The organism is Halorussus sp. MSC15.2 (assembly GCF_010747475.1).
Taxonomy (GTDB): domain Archaea; phylum Halobacteriota; class Halobacteria; order Halobacteriales; family Haladaptataceae; genus Halorussus.
On record NZ_VSLZ01000004.1, the window covers coordinates 223772 to 247392 of the forward strand.

The following is a 23621-nucleotide window of genomic DNA, read 5'->3' on the forward strand; positions in this document are numbered from 1 at the left end:
AGTCGGGGAAGCGACGGACGAACGCCACCACCAGACCACTACATCGCCCATGCAATCTCAGGACGCAGTTATCGCCAAGCGCACAGCAGACGACAGTCCGGACACCGAGGAGATACGACGGTTAGCAGAGAGCGCCGGCTACGAGGTCGTCGCCGAACTGACCCAGACCCGCCCGCCGGACTCCTCGCTCCAGTTCGGTCGCGGCAAGGCCGAGGAGTTGGCCGAGACGGTCGCCGAGACCGGCACCGGAGTCGTGGTGTTCGACAACGACCTCACGCCGACCCAGACTGTCGAACTCGCCGAACTGTGCCCGGAGGGAACCGAAATCATCGACAGACACCGCCTCGTTCTCGCTATCTTCGAGGAGCAAGCCGGGAGCAAGCGCGCGGAACTACAGGTCGAGCGCGCCACGTTAGCATGGACTCTACCCCGCATCAAGGAGCGAACCGAGGAACAGGCGATGAACAAGTTCACCGAGTCGGGAACCCGATACTACGACGTGCTGGACCGCATCGACGAGTTGGACCGCAAACTCTCGTCGCTCGGCGACGAGGCGACGGCCCGGCGCGAGCGACGCCGGGAGGAGGGGTTCGAGTTCGTGGCGCTGGCGGGGTACACCAACGCCGGGAAATCGACGCTCCTGCACCGCCTCGCCGACGACCTCGACTACGAGACCAGCGGGACCGACCACTCGGACCTCGACGCGACCGCCGAAATCGAGGACCGACTGTTCGAGACGCTCGAGACGACCACTCGGCGGGCCACCATCGACGGTCGCCGGACGCTGGTCACCGACACCGTGGGATTCGTCAGCGACCTCCCCCACGAACTCGTGGCGTCGTTCCACGGGACGCTCTCGGAGACCGCGTCCGCCGACTGCGTGGTGTTGGTCACCGACGCCGGCGACCCGCCCGCGGAACTCCGCGAAAAGCTCGAAACCAGTTTCGAGTTGCTGGCGGACGCCGAAGGCGAACTCCTCCCGGTCCTGAACAAGGCCGACGTACTCGACGCGGATGAACTCGCCGAGCGCGAGGCGGTCGTGGCGGCGGTCGCGGACGAGTTCGGAACCGACTCCGCGGACCCCGTCCCGGTCAGCGCGACCGAAGGGCGAAACCTCGGCGCGCTCCGCGAGCGAATCGCCGAGTGCCTGTCCGACCGCCGCGAGGTCGAACTCGTCCTGCCCAACGACGGTGACGCGATGAGCCTCGTGTCGTGGCTCTACGACCGCGCGTCCGTCTCGGACGTGACGTATCGCGACGACGAGGTGAGAATCGAGTTCTCGGCGACAGATTCCGTGGCCGAGCGTGCGAGCTCGAAGGCCGAGTCGCTCGGAGTCGTACGCTGAGACCGTGAATCCCCCGCCCATCTTCCAGCGGCCACGCTTCAGAGATATCGGCGGTACTCGCAGGCCGAACAGACGAGTTCGCTCTCGCGGCGCAGGAGGACCCCGCGCCCGCACTCCGGACACTGCCCGACCGGCATCGCGCCGGTTCGCTTCCCGGTCGCGACGACCGCTCGGCGGAGCCACCTGACTTCGGCTTCGAGTCGCTCGGTCCGTCGCTCCAGTTCGCGCACTCGGTCTACTCGCCGTCGGGCCGGACGCTCTCTGACGCGTTCGTTCGTCATGATACTCTCACCCTCTCGTTACGCGCTCGGCGGTCCTAACAGTTCCCACAACTGCAATTTATCGGGGAGGTCGCGGACGGCGTTCGGACCGAACGGACTGGGACGATAGCCCGGGAGAGCCAACACGGGACGCTGGGACATCAGACCCCTCTCTCGCCCATTCGAAGAAAAGACTTTGCCGCGGGTCGGCGTATCTTCCGCGAACGAGGCACCGATGACCGACGACGAACTGCTCGAACTCGACGGGTCGGCGGGCGGCGGCCAACTGCTCCGGACCGCGCTCGCGCTGTCGATGGTGACCGACCGGCCGTTTCGGATGGAGAGCGTCAGGGGCGACCGGCCGACGCCGGGTCTCAAGCCCCAGCACCTCGCGGCGGTCAGGGCCGCGGCCGAGGTCTGCGACGCAACGGTCGATGGCGCGGAACTGGGGTCCGAGCAACTGGAGTTCCGGCCGGGGACGCCTACCGGCGGGCGAGTCGAAATCGACGTCGGAACCGCAGGGAGCGTGGCCCTGTTGTTCGACGCGCTCCTGCCGGTCGCGCCCCGACTCGACCGACCGCTCTCGGTCACCGCGACCGGCGGGACCGACGTGAAGTGGTCGCCGACGATGGCCTACTACAGGCGGGTGAAACTCCCGCTCGTCCGGCGGGCGGGCGTCTTCGCGGCGGTGGACTGCCATCGGTCCGGGTTCTACCCGGTCGGCGGCGGTCGGGCGACCCTGTGGCTCGCCCCCTCCTCGCTGTCCGCGCTCGACCTGACCGACCGCGGGTCGCTCGAAGGCGTGCGCGTCCACTCGAAAGCGTCGGCCGACCTCGCGGAGGGGGAGGTGGCCGAGCGACAGGCGACGACCGCCGCCGAGCGCCTGCGGGAAGAGTTGCACGACGAGGTGTCGGTCACCGAGCGGACGGTCTCGACGGTCGAGTCCGACTCCCCGGGGTCGGCGCTCGCGGTGGCGCTCGACTACGAGGAGACGACCGCGGGGTTCGACGCCCTCGGCGAGCGCGGGAAACCGGCCGAGGAGGTGGGTTCGGAAGCGGCCGAGTCGGCGCTGGCGTTCTACTGGGACGACCGAGGCTGCGCGGTGGACGCTCACACCGCCGACCAACTCGTCGTCTTCCTCGCGCTAGCGGGCGGGCGAGTGGCGATTCCCGAGGTGTCCGACCACGTCCGAACCGGGGCGGACCTCGTCACCGAGTTCGGGTTCCCGGTCGAAATCGAGGACGGCGACTCGCAGGATTCGCCCGTGCTGACCGCTCCGGGAGCGGAGTAGCCCGGACTGGGTCGTCCGAGGCGGCCTCCCCCGAACCGACTAGCCGCGCGCTTCGCTACGCTCGGCCGGTCCCGACTAGCCGCCGTCACCGTATCCGGTGGTAGTCGTACTGACCGCGGACGTTCTCGTGGAAGTACGTCCCGTGAGAGCGCGCCCCGAGGAACGACTCGTACGTCTCCCGCGAGACGTCGTCGTAGCGATAGACCCCGCCGCTCTGGAACTCGATTTCGAGCGTCTCGTCCTCGTCGTCGTAGCCGATGGACCGGATGGAACTCGACGCGACGGGGCTTCTGGTCTCGGTGACGCACTCCAGTCGCTCGTAGGGGACGTAGCCGACGACCCGTTCGCCGTGATAGAGGAGGAGACCTTCGCGGCCCTCGTCGAGTTGGTCGCACTCGATTCGCTCGCCGGACACCGTGATGGCCTTCATGGCGGGCGTACGACCGACCGGCCACTCAAGCCATCGGCCGGTCGAGAGTCCGTTCCGCGAACTGCCACCCACTGCAGGATGCGTCGGTCCTTCGTCCGCGCAGAAGTACGGAACGAGGCGATATACCTACTTCCCTCGGCGACGTATCCGAGCCTATGCCCGAAATCTACGGCGAGTACGAGGGCGACGCCGAGACGCAGTACGTCGCCTGCGTCGTCTGCGGCGACCTCCTCGACCTGTTCGACCCGCACCCGATGTTCCGCGACGAGGACGTCTCGGAAGTCGGCGACGTGGTCGCTCGGACCTACCACTTCTGTAGCGACGACTGCCGCCAGCAGTGGCGGCGCAAGCGAGACGCCGGAGAATGAGAACGCGGGCGACCGGGTAACGAAACGGCGAACGAAGTCGGTTTTTAGGCGATGCGTCGCCGTACGCCGCTGGTGATTCGCTTGCGGTTGTAGACGACTTCGCCGAACAGCCATCCGACGAGCAGGAGTCCGGCGACCACGGCACCGACGAAGTCCCACGGACCCATCCAGACCGGACGGACCCACGGCGCTATCTTCGACCACTGGTTGGCGAACTCAGCGACGGGTTCGCTGATGGGCGTCCCGGCGAACGCGGCCGAGAGCCACTGCGAGAAGGTCAGTTTCTCGCCGGTGCCGGGAGTGAGACCTGCGCTTCCGGTGAGCGGGTACTTCCCCTCGGCGTTCTGGTCGGCGATTGTCGGTCCGCCCGCTTCGTCACCGTAGGTGATGCGTTCGGCGTCGTAGGGTGCCCACGGCGCGTAGAACTCCCAGACGATTTCGCCCTGCGAATTCACCTCGACGACGCGGTGGTTGTTCGAGTCCACGATAAGGGTGTTCCCGTTCGGCAAGCGGTCGGCGTCCCGCGGCCAGTTGAAACTCTGGCGGGACCCGACTTCCCACGTGCGCTTCCAGTCACCGCCCCGCTTGGCGTACTCGACGACTCGGTCACCGTGACTGTCGGCGACGAGGATGGTCGGGGTCCCGTTCTGACTCTCCAAGTAGGTCGGGTTGTGCTGTTCGTTCATCACCTCGTAGTTGTTGTCGCTCCCGAGGCGCATGTCGATGTTCTTCGTGGAGCGGTTGACGACCATGACTTGGTCCATGTTCCGGGGCGACATGAGATACTGACCCTCGGCTATCTTGTCCACGTCGTTGACGTGGGTCCAGTCGTCACCGCTGCCGTCTTCGGAGGCGTACTGGCCGCCCTGACTCTTGGCCCAGTCGGTGTGGTTGCGGAACTGCCACTCCCAGACGGTCTCGTCTTTACTGCGGTCGTAGATGAAGATGCGGTCCTCGTTGACCTGTTTCTCGGTGTTGTAGTTGCGCATGTTGGCGACGAGGAGTTGGTCGCCGTTGATGAGGTCCGCGTCGTGGGTGTCGTGAATATCGTCGAACCGCTCGCGCCAGACGATTTCGTCGGTCTGCGGGTTGTACTCGTAGATGGTGGTGCCACCCCTTCGAGTCCCGCTGACGAGGAGGTTACTCCCGTTGACGGGGTCCACGTCGTAGAACCACGTCACGTCGAGGTCGGAACCCTCGTGAATCCACTTCACGTTACCGCGAGGCCCGACGCCGACGAGGCGTGCGGGTTTCTTCCCGTTGGCCGTCCCCTTGAACTTGAACCCCTGAATCGAGATGACCGTCGTACCCTCGGCCGGGGACTCGATGGTCCCCCGCTGGAGGTCCGTATCGGAGGGTTCGTACGTGAGGGCGGAGACTGCGGAGGGGGCAAGCAGCGACACGATGACCAGCAACACCACGGCGCGGACTACCCACGGCCGTGAGAGTCGCGTCTTCCACTCGTTCAGCATACACCCGGTTACATCCAGCCGAGATATATGGGTTTTGTCCTCTTTCCGTCAGGCGGGGTCGGTAAACTAACCCGTCCCTTCGAACTGTCGGGCGCTCACGGAACCGGGAGGCGACCCTGAAACGGTGCCACCGGCAATTCCTTGGTATCACAGGACGAACCGCACAGGCATGGAGTTCACCGTGATTCAGGGCGACATCGCCGAACAGCAGGCGGACGTGCTGGTCAACGCCGCGGGGACGAGTCTCCGGATGGGGAGCGGTGTAGCGGGCGCGCTCCGCCGGAGAGCGGGCGAGAAAATCGACGAGGCGGCCAGAGCGAAGGGTCCGATAGACCTCGGGGACGTAGCCGTCACCGACGCCTACGGGTTAGACGCCGACTACGTGGTCCACGCGGCGGCCATGCCCCACTACGGCGACGGACTGGCGACCGCCGAGAGCATCCGCGAGGCCACCCGCAACAGCCTCGAAGCGGCCGACGAACGCGGTGCGGAGTCGCTCGTGATACCGGCGCTCGGGTGCGGCGTCGCCGGATTCGAACTCCGGGACGGCGCGCAAATCATCTGTGAGGAACTCGCGGCGTTCGAACCCGACTCGCTGACGGACGTGCGGTTCGTCGCGTACGCCGACGAGGAGTTCGAGACGGTCCGTGCCGTCGCTGACGACGTAACAGCGGGTTCACGGGCGTAGTTCGACAGTGTATGCCACCTGTTTTTTAAGCGTGGAGCGTAACATCAGATTGACGAGATACCGGTATGAGTTCGACGCGTTTGGCAATCGACGTGGAACCGATAGGTAGCGTCGGTCCGGTGACCCGAACCGGTCTCGCGTTACCGAGGCGTCGTCCGGAGTTGCCCGAGAAAGGCGGAGGGCCGCGTTCTCAATCGGCGAGTCGGCGAGAAGTCCCCGATAGCAACGTGGCGGAAGACGTTTCTACGACGGTCGCCGAACGAGCGGACAATCCGAACTGGGTCCCGCCGCGGACCGCCGAGCCACGCGGATTCGGCGACGCCAGTCGGGAGCGTCGCCGGTCCAAACAGACCCGAACACGAATATGAGCGAACAGTTACGCGAAGAGAAACGGAAGATAGAAGAGCTACACGAGGTCGCCTCCGAGATGGAGGCCTGCCACGACAAGGAGGAGGTGTATCGTCTGGGCGTGGACGCCGCAGAGGGGATTCTGGAGTTCGACATCTGCGGTATCGACGTGGCGGAGAACGGCCTCCTCGTCCCCCAAGCGACCTCGACGGAGATGCCGAACGACGGCTACGACGCGCTCGGGGCCGACGAGGGACTCGCGGGTCGCACGTATCAGAACGGGAAGTCGTTCCTGATTTCAGACGTGCGCACGATGGAGGAAGCCGAACCGATTCAAAACCAGTACCGGTCCATCCTCAGCGTCCCGCTGGGCGACTACGGCGTGTTTCAGGCCGGGTCGCGAGAGACCAACGCGTTCGACGAGGACGACCTCGAACTCGCGGAACTGCTGACGAGCCACGTCACGGAGGTCATCTCCCGAATCGACTCCCAGTCGGCGCTCCGCGAGAGCGAGGAGAAGTACCGAACGCTCGTGGAGGGGAGCCACGACGCCATCTTCATCCACAGCGAGGAGACGTTCCAGTTCGTCAACGACCGCGTCGGCGAACTCACGGGGTACAGCCGCGAGGAGTTGCTGGGAACGTCGATATGGGAAGTCGTCCACGAGGAGGACCGCGAGCGCGTCAAGGCACTCGTCGAGGAACGGGATACCGACGACGAGAGCAACCACTACCAGTTGCGCATCCGGACGAAGTCGGACGACGTTCGCTACGTCGAACTCAGCGTGCAGGGCATCTCGTACAACGGCGAAGTCGGCCACCTCGGGTCGGCCCGCGACGTGACCCAGCGAAGGAGGCGCAAACAGAAATTGGAGCGCCAGAACGACCGCCTCAAGGAGTTCGCCAGCGTGGTCAGTCACGACCTGCGAAACCCTCTCAACGTCGCGCAAGGACACCTCGAACTCGCCGCCGAGACCGGCGAAGACCACCACTTCGAGAAGACGGAGTCGGCGCTGCACCGGATGGAGTCGCTCATCGAGGACCTGCTCACGCTCGCCCGAGAGGGACAGGCCGTCAGCGATACCGCGCCCGTGGACCTCGAAGCCGTCGTCCGGCGGGCGTGGTCCACCGTCTCGACCGGGGGCGCGACCCTCGACGTGACGGACGAACTGGGCGACGTCGAGGCCGACGACGGCCGTCTCCAAGAACTGTTCGAGAACCTGTTTCGAAACGCAGTGCAACACGGCGGCGACGTAATCGTCCGCGTCGGTGCGTTAGACCGAGGCGAGAGTGACTTCGAAGGGGCGGGCGACGCCGACGCGAAGACCGGTGCGTTCACCGCCAGTGATGGGTTCTACGTCGAGGACGACGGGCCGGGCATCCCGGCCGACAGGCGGGAGAAGGTCTTCGAACACGGCCACACTACGGCCGACGAGGGGTCCGGTCTCGGACTCTCCATCGTCAGTAGCATCGCGGACGCCCACGGGTGGACCGTCTCGGTCGGCGAGAGCGACGAGGGCGGTGCCCGGTTCGAGATTTCGACGGCGTAACGTTATCGGAAACCGCGGACGTCGGAAATCGGCAGGGGACTCGTAGGGAGGTCCGCGGGCGGGTCTGGGTCGTTGTAGGCCGAGGGAGCGACGTCGTTGGGCGAATCGGGGTAGAACAGCGACGCGAGCAGGTGGAGGTGGCGTCGGCCCACGTCGAGTTCGAACTGGCCGCCGCCGTACATCCGAATCCCTCGCTCCTCACAGTGTTCGATGGTATCGAGCACCGACTCGACCGACCCGAACCGCGAGGGTTTGACGTTGAGCCACGACGGTTCGAAGGGGAGGTCGCGCACGCTCTCGACGCCGGTAATCGGGTAGTCCCACGACACCCGGTCGCGGGCCGGTTCGAGCGCGGACTCGGTCTCGTCGGTCCACGCCGGGTCCTCCAGAATCGCGTCGGGGAACGCCTCGACCACCCGACGGTAGAGGGCTGGGTCGGCGCTCCCGGCCACGTCGGCGTCCTCGTAGAGCGCCTTGAAGTCCACCACGCGAACGCCCGCGTCCGCGAGGTCCGACACGAGGTCGTCGGTCCAGTCGTCGTCCGCGTCCAGTTTGAACCCCAGTTCGGGGTCGCGCTCGCGCCAGCGCCGAATCGGGTCCGCGCTGGCCGGGTCGCCGAGGACAGGGCTGGCGACGAAGTTCACTGGGTCGTACTCGCGGTCCAGTTCGGCCCCGAGGTGGGTCTCGGCCTGCCGAAGCGCGAGGTCGAGCGCCGCGCTCTCGAACGCCCACTGCCGGTAGTGACGGAAGTGGTCGTCTACCTCGCGCTCGGCGTCCGGAAAGAGGTCGCGCTCGGCCAGCGACGCGGAGAACGAGTCGAGCGTGAACTCGCCCGCTAGGTCGAACCGGTCCGGAATCGGGTGGCGGTCGGCGTCGTAGGTCACGTCCTCGCCCTTGCCGACCTCGCCGTCACCGTGGAGCGAGACCACGGTCGTGGCCCGCGTGAACTTCTTCGTCTCTCGCTCCCGGCGGTCGTACTCGACGGACTCGACCGAGAGCGGCAGGTCGGCGACTCGCTCGTAGAGGCTCATGCACGGTCAAAGGACTCCGGACCGGAAAATCGTTGGCACCACCGCTGGCGTCTCCTCCGCTGGCGTCCGGACGTGGTGAGACTATCGCGGTGGTCTGTACGCGGACGAACTCCTCGAAATCCGACAGAAGAACCCGCAGACGACGCTTACTCGGTCACCACGGTCACCGGCCCGGTGAAGTTGAGGATGATGGACTGGGTGAGGTCGCCGAACAGCGCCTTCCCCGCGGGCGAACGCTTCTTGCCGGCGATGAAGAGGTGGTCGCAGTCGTACCGTTCGGCGGCGTCGAGAATTTCGGTCTGTTCGTTCCCGAGCGCACCCACCGCCTCCCACGACACGTCGATGCCGTCCAGCGCCTCGCGACCGATGTCGGCGGCGAACGCCTCGGCACCTTCGCGGGCCTTCTCCTCCGAGTAGCCCACCGCGTCGTTGGGAATCGATTCCATCGTCTGGCGCTTCTCCTCGTACTCGTCGTCCGTCGTGACGTGGAGCAACACCAGCGAGGCGTCTACCGCGGCGGCGAGTTCGCCCGCCTCACGCACGAGGGCCTTGGTGGACTCTTCCGCGTCGACGACGGCGAGTGCGCGTTCCATATAAGGGGCATGAAGGGACGGGTAGATAAATAACCCGATTATATAGTAAGTATTAGCACGGGTTCGGGCGTCGGGTCAGCGGTGCGATAGTTGTTCACTACCTATTTAGCGTCGGATGTCGTTAGCGGGTCCGTGCCAGAACGAGAACCGACGCGCCGCGACGTGCTAGAAGCGGCCAGTGCCGCAACGCTCGGCGGGACGCTATCGGCGCTCTCCGCTTCGGACGCGGCGGCCGCCAGAGTCGTCCCGGAGTCGCCCGCGGCGGACGAGGGTATCGAAGTCGAACGCGAACGAGCCACGTCGGTCTTTCCCCAGTCGGTCGCGAGCGGCGGTCCCACTCCGAGCGGCGTCCTGCTCTGGACGCGCATCGACCCCGACGCGGCCGACGGGGAGACGCCGCTGGTCGTCGAGGTGGCCGACGACGAGGAGTTCGAACGGACCGTCTACGAGGGACGGGTCCCGGCGAGCGAGTTCGGGGAGGCGTCCGACTACACGGTGACCGTGGACGTAGACGGCGAGTTAGGTCCAGACGGTCGGTACTTCTACCGCTTCGTCTACGGCGAGGACGCCAGCGAAGTCGGACGGTGTCGCACCCTGCCGACCCCCGACGCGAGTCCCGACTCGGTCGAGTTCGCGGTTGCCTCGTGCAACAACTACCTCCACGGCTACTTCGGCGCATTCGGTCGCATCGCCGAGTCGGAGGTCGATTTCCTCGTCCACCTCGGGGACTTCATCTACGAGTACGCCGGCGACGGACCGGGCGACCGCTCCATCGACCTCCCCAGCGGGCGCGAGAAAGCCGCCGAACTGGCCGACTACAGACACCTCTACCGGACGTACCGCTCGGACGAACTCCTCCAGCGCGCACTCCGGCGACACACCCTGATTCACACGTGGGACGACCACGAAATCGTCAACGACCGATGGTGGAGTTACGAGGCCGACGCCCCGCAGACGAACAGTCATCCCCGCGGCCACGACCCCGAGTTCATGCGCCGGTTGTACGTCGCCGGTATCCGGGCGTACACCGAGTACGTCCCGGTGCGCGCCGAGTACGACCCCTCCGGCGAAGGCGGGCGCGAACTCGCACCCGACGAGATTCGGGAGGGCTTCAGACTCTTTCGGTCGTTCCAGTTCGGGGACCTCGTAGACCTGTTCGTGACCGACGAGCGCCTGTATCGTTCGACGCCGCCGGACACCGACGGTCCCGGTCCGGCGGTCCCCGCCGAAGTCGCGGCGGAGAACCCCGGTCGGACGATGCTCGGTACCGACCAACGGGAGTGGCTCCTCGGCGGGATGACCGACTCCGACGCTCGCTGGAAACTCTGGGCGAACGAGGTACTGGCGGCCGCCTTCCGGTTCGTAGACGGCGACGACGTGACGGTCAACGCCGACGCGTGGGACGGCTACGCGACCGAACGCGAGCGAGTCCTCGCGCACCTCGCGGACGCCGACGTGGACAACGTGGTCGCGCTGACCGGCGACATGCACAGTTACCTCGCGGCCTATCTGCTCGCCGAGTATCGCCTGACTTCGGCCGCGGGCGACCGGTCCGACTCCGAGTCGGGTGACCGGTCTGACGCCGAGACGGGCGAACGTGTAGGCGTGGAGTTCATGGCCCCCGCAGTCAGTAGCGACAATCTCGCGGCAAAGGGGGCGTTCTCGGACTCCTCGACGGAGACCATCGTGGCGGCAGTGGAGGCCCAGAACCCCCACGTTGAGTGGTTCGACAGCAGTCACTGGGGGTACGCGGTCGTGGAAGTCGAGCGTGACCAGTTGGTCTACTCGGCCTACGCCGTGGACCGGGGCGTAGACTCGGCCGACGCGCGCGAACGCCTCTTGCGCCGGTATCGAGTTCCGGCCGGAACCCACGAGATGGAGCGCGTGGAGACCGACGAAACGAGCGACATCGACGAAGCGTAACTGACGGACCCGAAACGTAAGCCGGGTGAAAGAAACGGACTCGGCGAAACGTGAAACGTGACCGAGGATTTTTAGGGGGTGGCTGAGTTTACTCGTACAGTTCAGGGGGCCGCCAAGCTATGTCCACGCATCCGAGGTTCCGTTCGCTCACCGGCGCGACCGGCCTCGACGTCATCGACCCGATAGAGACGCGGCACTTCTCGTTGTCCACGGACTCGCCGGTGAGTCCGTCCGAGACCGACCCCGACGAGTTCGCGTTCCCCGTCGCGACCGCCTGCCGGATTCGGACCGGGCGGCTCTCGTTCTCCTACGCGGTTCCGATGGACGTTCGGACGCCCGAGGGCGACCACCGTTCCTCCATCGACCTCCCGATGACGACCGAGTTCCCGGCGGACGAGTACCTGCTGGAACTTCACTCGCCGATAAAAATCTACCTCCGAGTGGACGGCGCGATGAGTATCGACGCCACCGACGACGGCGTGGTCATCGAGTTCGGCGACGAGGTGACCGTGACGGTCGGCGCGCGGTCCTACCACAGTTCCCCCGCCGCGACGATTACCGTTCCGGACGACCCGGAGGCGATGATGGAGGCGGTGTCGGCGTTCCCCTCCGCACTCAAGACGACCTCGCCCGAGCGCGCGTGGCCGACTCTGCGGGGACACCCGCCGCGGGTCGAGCGCGGAGACGAACTGGTGATACCTGACGAGTTGGACGTGCCGGAAACCGGCATCACGATTTCCGTCCCGCCGGAGTACGGGTACGTCTACACCGTCGCACCGCTGGCCTACTATCTCGGCGCGGAGGTCCTCCCCGGCGAGACGGCGAGTCTCACGGCCGACTCCGAAGAGATTCGACACCTCGGCGACGACGTGGCGTCGGTCGGCGAATCGGTCGAGGAGATACTCAAGCGCGTCTTACTGCTGGACTGCGTGACCAGAACCGAGGGGTTGTATCCGGACGACCTCCACGAGCGCGACGTGCTGGAGACCCACACGGACCTCGACTTCGCCGCGCTGTACGACGCCCCGCCCGCCGACCGCCTCGGGGCGTACCTCGCGGTGTCCGACGAGGCGATGGCGGCCATCGACTCGCCGTGGCATCGCATCACACACGTCGAGGAAGACCCCGGCCCGGACCCGGTCGAACTCCTGCCGTACGTCGTCAACGACCTGTCGCTGGTCCGCGTGAAGCAGTCCAGCGACGACCAGTGGTCGCCGACGGAGTCCCAGCGACAGACCGGCGAGGCGTTGGAATCGTTCGTCCGGAGTCCGACACCGGCGGACGGCGAGGGGGACTTCCTGCGGTCCGCGAGTCTCCGTCGTTCGGTTCGCCGCAACGACGGGATGGAGGCTTCTGAATCCCCTCGCGAAAACGAGAACACCGCCCGCGGCGTGCCCGGCGAAGGCGGTTACATGCCGCTCCCGGACGTGGACGCGCTCGAACAGGCGTGGATAGGCGACCGCACGCCGGTCGAGGGGACGAAGTTGCTGAAGGAAGCCTTCGAACACGACACGCCCGACTCCGAAGACGGGAGCGTCGAGATAACGGTGGTCTGTAACGACGCGGAGATGCGCGCGGAGTTGGAGTCGGCCGCCGAAATCTACGACGACCGAGACGACCTGCGCGCGGACGTGAGCAGCGAGTTCGACGTCACCACCGACGAACTCCGCGACCTGTTCGCCGAGGAGAGCGACATGTTCCACTTCGTCGGCCACATCGACGGACTGGGATTCCAGTGTTCGGACGGAATCCTCGACGCCGCGACGCTCGACGAGACGAACGCCAAGACGGTCCTTCTGAACGGGTGTCGCTCACACGACCAAGGCGTCGAACTCGTCCGGGCGGGCGCGAGCGCCGCAGTTGTTAGCCTCGGCGACCTGTGGAACGAGGGCGCGGTAGAAGTCGGCGAGACGCTGGCGAAGTTGTTCTTCCATGGTTTCAGCATCGGCCACGCGATGACGATAGTGCGCGAATACACCTCGATTGGGAAAGACTACGTGGTCGTCGGCGACCCCGGTGAGACGCTCACTTATAGCGAAAATATTCTCCCTTGCATGTACCACATCAATCAAGAAACAGGATGTTGTTCTGAGACCAGTGAACTGGCCGTCGAAGCCTATTCATATCCGATACGGAACTGTGGTATCGGTTCTACCTTCCGAACACATCTACCAGAAGTTAGCCACCAACACATTGCAGTCGGAGCAGGGCAGGAATGGGAAACAACACTTGACGGACTTCGAGCAGAGTTTCAGCCAATCTCAGAACCGTTGATTGTCAACGGTGAATTGAAGTGGACCGATACGTGGTTAAATACTTAGGGACCCATTCTTGCATCACCGCTAGCGAGAACTGGTCCGACTTCTGCGAGCAAGAGCATAGCCATCCATAGCGCACCTATTATTCTCGGATTCTCTGCGAGCCAATCTGTTACCTCTGACATTTTCGACATTGCATCTTCACTTCCAACCGCCGTTACTATCTAGTTTTCTATATTTTACCTATAGTAATATACAAATACGAAGGCTGTGAGATGCGATTACAGAATGAAGTCGTTTTGGCGATACTTATTTCCACGGTCTCAGATTGCAGATTCTGACGTGAGTGAATCGAACCGATATCGGAAATTAATCGAAGTCGGAACTGACCCCAGTGTCGTTTCACGACGCAGTTTGGACTGCCGCAAACCGACCTAATTTCCCCGACGCAAATCGCTAGACCGACGCAATAGAATCGTAAATATCGCCGCCTCTGATTTATATATTCTATCATCGGTGGGAAAATTTATAACCCAACGGGTGGAACACGTGATAAACAAAACCATGGCGACGGACGAATACACCTCACGAGGGCCGCCGGACGACGCGCCATCCGAGGACGAATTCACGACGTTTCTTGGTCTCTTGAACGAACTGAAGGCGACCGGCTGTACCCTGCTGGTCGTCGGCGACGCGCCGCGGGAGTTGTTCGCCCGCGCGAGCGCCCAACTCCTCGGCGACTCCGAGGTGCTTCGCCACCGCGTTCTGGCCGTCACCGACGCCACACCGGAGAGTATCGCCGACAGGCTTCCGGACTCGGACGTGACACCGCGTCCGTTGGCCGAGACGACCCGACTGCTGAATCACGCGAGCGCGCCGCGGTCGATTACGGCCGCGGCCGACCCGACGACCGTCCCCGAACTCGCCGGGATTCAGGAGACCTGTATCGCCGACCCAGAACTCCGCGGCCTGCAGTCCGCGCTCGTGGAGGCCATCGAGGCCAGCGCGAACTCGGCCGACGTCCTCTCCCCGGCCGACCTCCGGGTCGGCGTCGATTCGCTCGTTCCGCTCCTCGAACACCACGGCGTGGACGTCGTCCGGCGATGTCTGGAGATGGTCGGCGGCCACGTCCGCGACCACCGCGGGATGGCCCACTACGTGCTCCCGGACGCATACGAGAGCGACCGGGTGCGGTCGCTCGGCGCGCAGACCGACGCCATCATCGAACTCCGGGCGGTGGACCCCGGCGACCAAGGGCACGACGCCCAACAGCGGTGGCACGTCCCCGGTCGGGACATCACGACCGAGTGGACGCCGTTGTAATCCCCACCGCCCGAATCGGTCTGTCGCCCATCGTTCGAGTCCCGTCCGTCGCCCCGCCCGTGGGTCGATTCGTCGCCGCGGTCTTTTCGCCCGCATCGAGTCGGTATCGTCACGTAGCGTGCCGTTCTCGGCGACTCTCCGTCTACGAGGGGAATCTAGCTATCGCTCGGCGGAAGGGTCAGCGTCGCGTCCAAAAAACGAGTAACGGCGGGTCAGGTCAGTTTATCGAGGTCGTATTGTACATCTGGCGACTCGGTCCCGCAGCACCGAACTTCGAGATGTCCACGTTCTGGTACCAGAACCGCTCGTCGGTCTCGTGATAGACCGGCAGGAACACCACGTCCTCCCAGTTGGCCTCCTCTATCTGGATGTACGCCTCGTTGCGCGCCTGCTCGGCCTCGTCGGTCGGTGCGGTGTTGTTCTGCACCTTCTGGTACGCTTGGGTCGCCTGTTTGGCCGCCTGCGTCCCCGACCAGTTGACGTACGAGATGGGCGCGTCCTTCGAGGTGTCGGTCTGTGGCGGGTTGAGCAACTGCAGGAAGTTGTCGGGCGCGGGCCAGTCCATGACCCACCCCAGCGAGTACGCCTGCAGGTTCCCCTCACGGCCCCGCTGGAGCAGCGTCGAGAACGGCGCGCTCTCGATGTTCATCGAGATGTGCGCGCTGGCCAACTGGTCGCGCAGGAGTTGAGCCGTCTGGTTCCACGTGTCCGACCCGGAGTAGATGGTGAAGGTGAACTCGTACTGGTTGTTCGGGCCGTAGCCCGCGTCCTCCATCACCTGCCGGGCCTGCTGAATCTGGGTCTGGTTGTAGCCGTACGGGTAGTTCTGCTCGGCGTGTTGGGTGTAGGCGTCCGGGCCGCCGGGGTAGATGTTCGGCGGTGTGAAGTGGTACGCGGCCTGCCCGCGGCCTTTGAATATCTGCTCGATGACCTGCTGTTGATTCATGACGTACGCCGCGGCCTGTCGCGCGGGTTTGTCGACCTGGGCCGTGTTGAACCCGATGTAGAAGGCGTTGATGGTGGCGACGCCGAGATAGTTCACCGTCGCGCCGTTCCGGACCGGTCCGTACGTACCGGTCTCGCGCCCCTTGTCGTCGGTGTTCTCCACGGTGACCTTGTTGGGGTCGTAGAACGGCGTCGGAATCGGGAAGTAGTCCGCGTTCCGATTCATCGCGTAGGTGTAGATGGCGTTGTCGTCCTCGATGATGCGCCAGTTGACGGCCTCGACCTGCGCGGTCTGTCCGTGGTAGTTCGGGAACCGCGAGACCTCGGCTTGGTCGTTGGACTGCCACGTCTCAAACTGGAACGGACCGGCCCCGACCGGGTTCTCGGTGGCGAACGTCTGATACTGCATCTCGCCGTCGTACCCCTGAATGTCACCGACGACGCCCTCCGGGAGCGCCGCGAACGACGTGTACGCCAGTATCGGAAGCGTGGCGTGGAACGGTTCCTCGAGCGACACCCGGAGCGTGTAGTCGTCTACCGCTTCGACCGCGAGCGTCCCCGGCTTGTAGTTGCCCTCGCTGTCGGTCTCGTGCTGGACGCCGATGGAATCGAGGATGAAGTACGCTCGTCGGGAGTTGTCCGAGGCGGCCAATCGCTCCCACGAGTAGATGAAGTCCTGCGCCGTGACCTCGCCGAAGTCCCCGTGGAACTGCGCGCCCTGTTTGAGGTTGAACGTGTAGGTCGTGAAGTCGTCGGACCGCTCGTACCCCTTCGCGAGTTGCGTCTGGACCTCTATCGCTCCGTCGGGATAGTTCATCAGCGCGTCGAACATCTGCTGGATGACTCGTCCGGAGGCGGTGTCCGTCGCCTTGATGGGGTCGAGCGTACTCATCGTGCCGGTGTTGATGAGGTTGAGCGTCCCACTAGCGCCACCGTCCCCGTCTTCCTGCGTGGTCGTCTCCTGTCCGGCCGCGGTACCCGTAATTACGCTAGCCGATGCCGCCCCACCGGTCGCTTTGAGGAACGACCGCCGTGACATGTTGGATTTCTCGGACATGCGAATAGATGGACCACGCTATCGCATATGTAGTTAATTATTTATAATGTGGTACGCGACACGTTGGTAAAACGAAGGCTTCTATCGCGTGTTTGACTAGAACCTATCGAATAGAAGAGAGAAGCGCGGAATCGATAGTCAGCGAGCGAGTACGGTCTGCGTACTTCAGAACGAGTTCGGACCGAGTCCCGACAGTCGCACGCTGTCTCGCGACAGTTCGTGCATAACAAAGTGATGCTCGGTCGTCCTCCCGAGAGACCAAGACTCCATGAGACGGAACCGACTAGCCGACGTGCTGTCCGGAGACCGTGGCACGTCACCCACTATCGGCGCGGTACTGCTGGTCGGCATCACGGTCCTGCTGGCGACGGCGGCGGGGAGTCAGTTGTTCGGTCTCGCCGGAAGCCAGCAGGGGACGTTCGCCAGCGCGACGGTCGATTACTCGCCGGGCGAGGACCGCGTGGCGGTGACGTGGTTGGCGACCGCCGGGGCGGAACGACTGAAGGTCGAGATTCTGGTCGGTGACGAGCGACGAGTCGTCGGACTCGACGGCGTGGGAGACCGGGTCGTCGTGGACGGCGACGGCGTGACCGTGAGTTCCGGGTCGGTCGGGCAGTGGAAGTCACCCACGATTTCGGACGGCGACCGCGTGACGGTGACGGTCCTCGCGGTGAAGAACGGCGAGAGCGTCGTCGTCGCCGACCGGAGCGCGACGGTGTGACTCCGCGAGTGAGAGTGGACTCACAACAGAGTGTGGTCCCGTGAACAGGGACTTGGCCGTACGTCACGTACGTCCGACGCATGAGCATCGGGCGTGGGACTCACGGCGAGACCGAGACCGTGTTCGACTGGCTAGTCTTACTTCTCGCGGTCGCTCTCGCTGGAATTCACGTCTACTTGGGCGTCGTCGCCGACGAACGACAGTTCTTCGTCGTCGCCGGGGTGTTCGTCGTGGGCATCCTGCTGTTCTTCACGGAGTACTGGCGCGCGACGGTCTACCTGCTCGCGGCGGTCTACGTCGCGACGCTGGGAGTTCTCTGGCTACTGGGCGGGACGGAGTACGAGCGCGTCGGTCTCGTCACGGGCGCGATAAGCACCGCTTTCCTCGGTCTCGCGGTCTACCTCTTCGTCCGGGAGTCGGGCGCGGAGTGACGACGGCCGCCGTCACTCCACGTACACCGAGTAGGTGATGACGCCGAACCCGGCCGCGGTCAGCGTGCTCTCGATGACGAGGACTGTCGTTCGGTCCACGCCGACTATCTGGTCGGCGATGCCCGCCAAGAACGCGCCGAGCGTGACGACGCCGAATCCGAGCGCGAGCGCCCGGAGCGCGGGCGAGTCGGTACGCCGATAGGCCCGGTACGTGAAGTAGGTGATGAGACCGCCGAGCGTGAGCGTGATGGTCTTGAGCGCCACGACGAGCGACGTGACGCTGACGAGGTCTCCGTTCATGTCTCCTTGCGCACCTCCGACCACATGTCCGCGAGTCGTTCCTCGGCCGTGCGCGAGGGCCGCGAGACCGATACCTCGAACTCCTTGTCCTCGGTCAACGAGAACGACACCTCCTCGAAGTCCAAGTCGTAGCGCGTCGTGTGGTGGCCGTCGCTCCGGACTTCGGTCAGTTCCGAGAGGAGGGACGCCTCGGTCAGCGCGTCGAGTTTCCGGTAGACCGTCGAGAGCGGGATGTCGGTCGCGTCCGAGATTTCGCTCGCTGTCATGGGTTCGTCGAGTTGCTTGACGATGGCCCGGCAGTCCGGGTCGTCGAGGGCATCGAGGATAGCCTGCAGGTCGGGCGCGTCCTCCACGCCCACCGGATTTCGAACCATCTAGTCGAACGTTCCGAAAGCCCGCACATAATTCGTTCGACTTCGGTGACGACAGGCCCGCGGACGCCCATCGAAGGGAGGGAACGCACGACACACCGAACACGTTCGAATCGTCTCCCACCCAGTGGGAATCACCGTCGGCGCTCTTTAAGTAGCCCATCCAAGATGGAACTGTACCAATGACCGACATCGGAGCACCCGGAGACGGTCCGTCTCGACGCGACTTTCTGAAAGCGACCGGCGCTGGCGGGCTGGCCGCCGCGGCGGGATGTACGGCACCGAGCGGACGCGACCAACCGACGACCCGACAGCGAGCCATGCAATCTCAGAACGCGCTCCCCACGACGAGTCCCCCGGAAGTAGTGAACGTGAACGAACAGGGCGGGAAGGTGACCCTCAAGACCCAACCCGCGAAGCACGAGGTCCACCCCCTCGACACCATGGGCGGCCCGGTCGAACTCCCCAAGGTCTGGGCGTTTCAGGCCGACGACCGCGACCCGAGCGTCCCCGGTCCCATCCTGCGGACGACCGAGGGCGAGGACATGGAGGTCACGCTCGACAACACCGGCGGGAAGCGCCCTCACACCGTCCACTTCCACGGCGTCCAGAAGACGTGGAAGAACGACGGCGTGCCCACGACGACGGGAATCACGGTCAAACCGGGCGAGAAGCACACCTACCAGATACCCGCCAACGTCCCCGGCACCCACCTCTACCACTGTCACTTCCAAACGCCGCGCCACATCGAGATGGGGATGTTCGGAATCTTCCGCGTGGACCCCAAGGGGTACGAACCCGCCGACAGGGAGTACTTCATGACGGTCAAGGAGTGGGACTCTTCGCTCTCGCGGATGATGGCGGGCGAGAGCGCGAGTTACAACCCGCGCAAGCGTAACCCGGACGTGTTCACCGTCAACGGCAAGTCCGCGCCCCGGACGCTCCACCCCGAGGACGGGTCGCCGATAATCGTCAAGCAGGGCGAGTCGGTCCGCCTCCACATGGTCAACGGCGGGTACATGTCTCACCCGATGCACATCCACAACCACCGCTTCCAGCGGGTCGAGAAGGACGGCGGGGTCGTCCCGGAGGCCGCGCGCCACGACATGGACGTGACCAACATCGCGCCCGCCGAGCGCCACACCATCGAGTTCACGGCCGACGCCGAACCCGGCATCTACCTGATGCACTGTCACAAGGTCAACCACGTGATGAACGGCCGGAGTTACCCCGGCGGGATGCTCAACGGCGTCGTCTACGAGTCGGCGATGGACACCGACATCTTCGCCCAACTGATGGAGTACGCCGGATACGAGGGATAAGCCATGACGCCACGATGCACGCGACGCGACGTGATGAAGGGTGTCCCCGCGGGGACAGCCGCCGCGGCCGGACTCTCCGGGACTGCTGCCGCCCAGAGCGGCCTGTCGTCGTGGTTCGAGAACGTGTCGAACTACGACGGCGTGGTGGACGAGACCGGGAAATCCGAGGTCACCGTCGAGGTGGGCACGAAGGGGAACAACGGCAACTTCGCGTTCGGCCCGGCCGCCGTTCGGGTGGACCCCGGCACGAAGGTCGTCTGGAAGTGGACCGGCAACGGCGGCAGTCACAACGTGGCCGCCGAAGACGGGTCGTTCAAGAGCGAGATGACCGATAAAAAGGGTCACACCTTCAGCCAGACGTTCGAGGAGACGGGCGTCGTCAAATACGCCTGCGTGCCCCACAAGGCCATGGGCATGAAGGGCGCTATCGTCGTCGGTTCCGAGGCCGCATCGGGGGCCGCCTCGGGTGGCTTCTCGCTGTCGGCGGACGAGTACGCGGTCGGCGGGAGCGTCCTGCTCGGCCTGCTGTCGCCGATAGCGTTCGCGCTGGTCCTGTTCGGGCGCGACCCCGACAGGGACCTTCGAGGACGGTAACTTGGTTCGGTTGTTCGGTCGGCGTTTCTCTCCTCGCTCGTTACAGCGGTCGGAGGACTCACACTTCCACACTGCTCGACTACCGGAGAACGATTCGCGCTACGGGTCCGCGAGGGACGCTACAATCGATTCGACTCGGTCGTCGGAGTGATATCGCACGTCGCCGGTCCGCGAGTCGTACTCGACGATGCCGAACTCCTCCAGTTTCGGGAGGTGAACGTGGTGGAGTTGGGTCCGGGTCGCGTCCGTGGACGCCTCCACGGTGCCGTCTGCCTCGACCGCTAGCCGTGCGAGTTGGGCGGCGAGAACTTCCATGGAAGCGGTGTCGGTATCGCTGTCGGCGAAGTATTCGACTATCTTCCGGCGCTCCTTGTTCCGGAGGACCTTCAGAATGCGGTCGATTTGTCCCGGTTCGTCGTTCATTGTAGCGTGTCCTTTCGCTGATAGGTGATACGATGATAGTCGGTCGGAAGACGGATAAGTCCGCGGTTATTCCAAACTCAGAGGCTCATTATCCAACCTATTATTTCACGCATACAAACGGCAGAGCCTGAGGCTGTTGTAAACAGCGTTCACCCAGTTCCTCACGACAGAGCCACCCAGAGTTAACTCCGAAATCCGTCACGACGTTCAGCGTCTCTCGGTGAAGTCGGGCCACATCTCACTCGAATCCTGCCACGGTGTGGCAGACGTAGCACGCAGTTGACGAGTGGTTGGGACACTACGGACTGCGTGCTACTCTCTCGTTCGGTATCGCGTCCTATGCAGTTTGGGTGACTAAGTGAGTGAAGGGGTTCGACGGAGCGCCGACGGACGAAAGACAGTGGTATAACGGAGTGAGAGTCTACGAGGGACGGAGTTGGTGTGAGAACAGTACGACAATGACGAAGATACGGGAACACCAAATGAAGGTATCTCCGGGGTCCACCCGGTGGTGGTTGGGACACCATGGTCGAGACCGACAGACAAACGCGGGCCGCTAGACTGCTCCAACAACTCGGCCTGAAAGAGTACGAGGCGAAGTGTTTCGTCGTCCTGACGCGGAAAGGGACGGCGACGGCCAAACAGATAAGCGAAATCACGGACGTTCCCCGGACGCGGGTCTACGACGCGATTCGGGTGTCGGAAGCGCAGGGACTGGTCGAAATTCAGCACACGAACCCCCGCCAGTACCGGGCAGTCCCCCTCGAAGAGGCCACCCGGACCCCCGTCGGCAGTACGAGTCCCGCGTGGACGAACTGCAGGGGGTTCTCGACGACATCGAACCGGCGAACGAGAGCGACAGCAAGGTGACCCACGAGGTGTGGTCGCTGTCGGGCACCGAGGGCACCACCAGCCGAATGTTACAACTCCTCGACGACGCCGACGAAGAGGTCATCTTCGCCGTGGGTTCGCCATCCATCGACACCGACAACACCGTGAAGAAACTCGACGACGCCACCGAGCGAGGCCTCGACGTGCTAATCGGGACGGCCGTGCCGGGCCGGAGCGACGAACTCCGAGACGCCATCCCGGACGCGGAGGTGCTCGTGTCCGAACTCGATTGGCTCCACGGCACGGCCGGTGACGACACCGCCATCGGCCGGATGCTGTTGGTGGACGAGAGTACGATTCTCCTGAGTTCGATGAACGAGCAAGCGCGGACCGAACGGGCGATTTTCGGTCGCGGGTTCGAGAACGGACTCGTGGTCATCACGCGACGACTGATGGCGACCGGACTCCTCTCCCGGGACCCCGGGACGTGACTCACCGATTACGAGCGGTTCCGGCGTAGACTCCGCAACCGTTGGATGTGACACTGATTCGATTGCGACCGCGTAGCCCCGCAGACGAGACGATGAGCTATCGATAGCTCTCCGGTCCCTCCGCCGCGAGGTCGCGCAGTCGTGCGATTCGCTCCTCGGTCGGCGGATGCGTCTCCACTTCGACCGGCAGGTCCGCGAGCGGAGCGTCCCCCTCCTCGTCTGCGTCCGCGATACTGTGTGGCAGAAAACAGAGTTCGCGGACGCCGGAGCGAACGCCGGGAGACCCACCGTCGCTCGCTCTCGCGTCGTCGGTCGGCCGCGAGGGAGCGTCGTCTGCCAGCGTCTCCAGCGCACCGGCCATCGCCGCGGGGTCGCCCGCGAGCAGCGCCCCGGCCCGGTCCGCGGCGAACTCCCGGTATCGGGAGAGGCGACCGCTCAGGACGGCCACCGGGAGCGCCAGCAGGCCGAGCGCGACGCCGCCGAACAGGACCGTGAAGGCGACGAACCCGGCGAACGCGAGCAGCGATTCGACACCGAACGGCGGGGCGGCGACCAGCGCGGTACTGACCGCGTACCCACCGACGAGGGCGACGCCGAGGGCGAGCGTCCGGACGGGACCGGAGACCTCCTCGAACAGCGAGTACTCGTCGTTGGCGAGCGCCGGGAGGAACGTCGCCAGCGTCATCACCGCGGCGTCCCGGTTCTGGAGGTGCGCGAGTTCGTGGGCCAGCACGGCGTCGAGTTCGTCGTCGGAGAGCGCGTCGAGCAGGCCGGTCGAGACCGCGACGGTCCCGCCGCGCAGGTCGCCGACCGTGAAACTGTTCGCCGCGTCGGTCTCCGCGACGGCGAGCGTCGGTGGCGTCACGTCGGCGGACTGGGCGAGTCGGCGCAGGCGAGCGTGGAGGTCGGGGTACGCCGATTCGCCGACGGGCCGGGCGTCGGCCGCCGCGAGCGCCTCTCGACGCGTGTACCGGAGTTGTGCCCACGCGAGCGCGAGCGTGACGGGTGCGACGAGCGCGACCCACGCGACGGGCAGTCCGCCGAGCGACTGCCCGGCGGCCGACCGACCGCCGAGCAGCGGGAGGAGCCACGGCCTGAGGAGGTACGCGACGACCGCGACGAACAGCGCGTCGGCGGCCAGCACCAGCGCCAACGTGACCGCGATTCGGTACGTGAGGGCGGAGTTGTCGGGCGGACCGTCGTTCGATGCGGAGTGTCGTGACATGGAGGGCGGACTGGTTGGGGCTATGACGGAG

At 64.9% G+C, this 23621-nt stretch carries 24 protein-coding genes; 14 read left to right on the forward strand and 10 right to left on the reverse strand.

Features of this window, described 5'->3' with window-relative positions; translation table 11 throughout:
* The first annotated feature begins 49 nt into the window (after nt 1-49).
* Entirely contained in the window at nt 50-1345 is a 1296-nt protein-coding gene (gene hflX, locus FXF75_RS15965; protein ID WP_163522848.1) for a GTPase HflX, read from the forward strand.
* A gap of 38 nt (nt 1346-1383) precedes the next feature.
* On the opposite strand, the gene FXF75_RS15970 is transcribed toward hflX, so the two are convergent.
* Nucleotides 1384-1626, reverse strand: coding sequence for a hypothetical protein (locus FXF75_RS15970; protein ID WP_163522849.1), 243 nt, complete (start codon nt 1624-1626; stop codon nt 1384-1386).
* A gap of 214 nt (nt 1627-1840) precedes the next feature.
* Here FXF75_RS15970 and rtcA point away from each other — a divergent pair, with 214 nt between their 5' ends.
* A complete protein-coding gene (gene rtcA, locus FXF75_RS15975; protein ID WP_240334711.1) occupies nt 1841-2896 on the forward strand; it encodes an RNA 3'-terminal phosphate cyclase in 1056 nt (351 codons plus the stop codon).
* An 85-nt stretch (nt 2897-2981) separates the two neighbouring features.
* Here the strand turns inward: rtcA and FXF75_RS15980 are convergent, their stop codons facing one another.
* Nucleotides 2982-3398 carry a KTSC domain-containing protein gene (locus tag FXF75_RS15980; protein ID WP_309221842.1) on the reverse strand — a complete coding sequence of 139 codons (417 nt, stop codon included), beginning with the start codon at nt 3396-3398 and terminating at the stop codon, nt 2982-2984.
* A gap of 83 nt (nt 3399-3481) precedes the next feature.
* Between FXF75_RS15980 and FXF75_RS15985 the strand changes: the two genes are divergently transcribed.
* Nucleotides 3482-3694 carry a hypothetical protein gene (locus FXF75_RS15985; protein WP_163522850.1) on the forward strand — a complete coding sequence of 71 codons (213 nt, stop codon included), beginning with the start codon at nt 3482-3484 and terminating at the stop codon, nt 3692-3694.
* A 44-nt stretch (nt 3695-3738) separates the two neighbouring features.
* On the opposite strand, the gene FXF75_RS15990 is transcribed toward FXF75_RS15985, so the two are convergent.
* Entirely contained in the window at nt 3739-5166 is a 1428-nt protein-coding gene (locus FXF75_RS15990) for an aryl-sulfate sulfotransferase (protein WP_163522851.1), read from the reverse strand.
* A gap of 169 nt (nt 5167-5335) precedes the next feature.
* On the opposite strand from FXF75_RS15990, the gene FXF75_RS15995 reads away from it, so the two are divergent.
* Nucleotides 5336-5854 carry a macro domain-containing protein gene (locus FXF75_RS15995; RefSeq protein ID WP_163522852.1) on the forward strand — a complete coding sequence of 173 codons (519 nt, stop codon included), beginning with the start codon at nt 5336-5338 and terminating at the stop codon, nt 5852-5854.
* Nucleotides 5855-6218: 364 nt separating this feature from the next.
* On the forward strand, nt 6219-7751 hold the full coding sequence (locus FXF75_RS16000) for a PAS domain S-box protein (RefSeq protein ID WP_163522853.1): 1533 nt from the start codon (nt 6219-6221) through the stop codon (nt 7749-7751).
* 2 nt (nt 7752-7753) lie between these two features.
* Here FXF75_RS16000 and FXF75_RS16005 read toward each other — a convergent pair whose 3' ends face one another.
* Nucleotides 7754-8782 (reverse strand): hypothetical protein, encoded by a 1029-nt coding sequence (locus tag FXF75_RS16005; RefSeq protein ID WP_163522854.1) that lies wholly within the window; start codon nt 8780-8782, stop codon nt 7754-7756.
* A 146-nt stretch (nt 8783-8928) separates the two neighbouring features.
* Nucleotides 8929-9375: a universal stress protein gene (locus FXF75_RS16010; protein ID WP_163522855.1), complete on the reverse strand. Its 447-nt coding sequence runs from the start codon at nt 9373-9375 to the stop codon at nt 8929-8931.
* Nucleotides 9376-9507: 132 nt separating this feature from the next.
* Between FXF75_RS16010 and FXF75_RS16015 the strand changes: the two genes are divergently transcribed.
* From FXF75_RS16015 to FXF75_RS16025, 3 genes are all read left to right on the forward strand, one after another.
* Nucleotides 9508-11298 carry an alkaline phosphatase gene (locus FXF75_RS16015; RefSeq protein ID WP_163522856.1) on the forward strand — a complete coding sequence of 597 codons (1791 nt, stop codon included), beginning with the start codon at nt 9508-9510 and terminating at the stop codon, nt 11296-11298.
* 119 nt (nt 11299-11417) lie between these two features.
* Nucleotides 11418-13619 carry a hypothetical protein gene (locus FXF75_RS16020; protein WP_163522857.1) on the forward strand — a complete coding sequence of 734 codons (2202 nt, stop codon included), beginning with the start codon at nt 11418-11420 and terminating at the stop codon, nt 13617-13619.
* A 501-nt stretch (nt 13620-14120) separates the two neighbouring features.
* Nucleotides 14121-14879, forward strand: coding sequence for a hypothetical protein (locus tag FXF75_RS16025; protein ID WP_163522858.1), 759 nt, complete (start codon nt 14121-14123; stop codon nt 14877-14879).
* Nucleotides 14880-15096: 217 nt separating this feature from the next.
* Here FXF75_RS16025 and FXF75_RS16030 read toward each other — a convergent pair whose 3' ends face one another.
* Nucleotides 15097-16881, reverse strand: a complete 1785-nt coding sequence (locus tag FXF75_RS16030) for an ABC transporter substrate-binding protein (RefSeq protein ID WP_163522859.1) — start codon at nt 16879-16881, stop codon at nt 15097-15099.
* A gap of 268 nt (nt 16882-17149) precedes the next feature.
* Between FXF75_RS16030 and FXF75_RS16035 the strand changes: the two genes are divergently transcribed.
* On the forward strand, nt 17150-17602 hold the full coding sequence (locus FXF75_RS16035; protein ID WP_163522860.1) for a type IV pilin N-terminal domain-containing protein: 453 nt from the start codon (nt 17150-17152) through the stop codon (nt 17600-17602).
* Nucleotides 17603-17682: 80 nt separating this feature from the next.
* Nucleotides 17683-18033 (forward strand): hypothetical protein, encoded by a 351-nt coding sequence (locus FXF75_RS16040; RefSeq protein ID WP_163522861.1) that lies wholly within the window; start codon nt 17683-17685, stop codon nt 18031-18033.
* A gap of 12 nt (nt 18034-18045) precedes the next feature.
* Here the strand turns inward: FXF75_RS16040 and FXF75_RS16045 are convergent, their stop codons facing one another.
* The gene (locus tag FXF75_RS16045; protein ID WP_163522862.1) at nt 18046-18333 is read right to left on the reverse strand and encodes a hypothetical protein; all 288 of its coding nucleotides are present in this window, start codon (nt 18331-18333) and stop codon (nt 18046-18048) included.
* Entirely contained in the window at nt 18330-18707 is a 378-nt protein-coding gene (locus tag FXF75_RS16050) for a helix-turn-helix domain-containing protein (protein WP_163522863.1), read from the reverse strand. The genes FXF75_RS16045 and FXF75_RS16050 overlap by 4 nt, the downstream gene beginning before the upstream one ends.
* 179 nt (nt 18708-18886) lie before the next feature.
* Between FXF75_RS16050 and FXF75_RS16055 the strand changes: the two genes are divergently transcribed.
* The gene (locus FXF75_RS16055; RefSeq protein WP_163522864.1) at nt 18887-20026 is read left to right on the forward strand and encodes a multicopper oxidase domain-containing protein; all 1140 of its coding nucleotides are present in this window, start codon (nt 18887-18889) and stop codon (nt 20024-20026) included.
* A gap of 3 nt (nt 20027-20029) precedes the next feature.
* Nucleotides 20030-20620: a halocyanin domain-containing protein gene (locus FXF75_RS16060; protein WP_163522865.1), complete on the forward strand. Its 591-nt coding sequence runs from the start codon at nt 20030-20032 to the stop codon at nt 20618-20620.
* A gap of 99 nt (nt 20621-20719) precedes the next feature.
* On the opposite strand, the gene FXF75_RS16065 is transcribed toward FXF75_RS16060, so the two are convergent.
* Nucleotides 20720-21043 carry a hypothetical protein gene (locus FXF75_RS16065; RefSeq protein WP_163522866.1) on the reverse strand — a complete coding sequence of 108 codons (324 nt, stop codon included), beginning with the start codon at nt 21041-21043 and terminating at the stop codon, nt 20720-20722.
* 525 nt (nt 21044-21568) lie between these two features.
* On the opposite strand from FXF75_RS16065, the gene FXF75_RS22765 reads away from it, so the two are divergent.
* Both FXF75_RS22765 and FXF75_RS22770 read left to right on the forward strand, forming a co-directional pair.
* The gene (locus FXF75_RS22765) at nt 21569-21913 is read left to right on the forward strand and encodes a TrmB family transcriptional regulator (RefSeq protein ID WP_240334713.1); all 345 of its coding nucleotides are present in this window, start codon (nt 21569-21571) and stop codon (nt 21911-21913) included.
* Nucleotides 21850-22365 (forward strand): transcriptional regulator TrmB, encoded by a 516-nt coding sequence (locus FXF75_RS22770; RefSeq protein ID WP_240334714.1) that lies wholly within the window; start codon nt 21850-21852, stop codon nt 22363-22365. The genes FXF75_RS22765 and FXF75_RS22770 overlap by 64 nt, the downstream gene beginning before the upstream one ends.
* Before the next feature lie 97 nt (nt 22366-22462).
* Here FXF75_RS22770 and FXF75_RS16075 read toward each other — a convergent pair whose 3' ends face one another.
* Nucleotides 22463-23590, reverse strand: coding sequence for a M48 family metallopeptidase (locus FXF75_RS16075; protein ID WP_163522867.1), 1128 nt, complete (start codon nt 23588-23590; stop codon nt 22463-22465).
* Between the last annotated feature and the right edge of the window lie 31 nt (nt 23591-23621).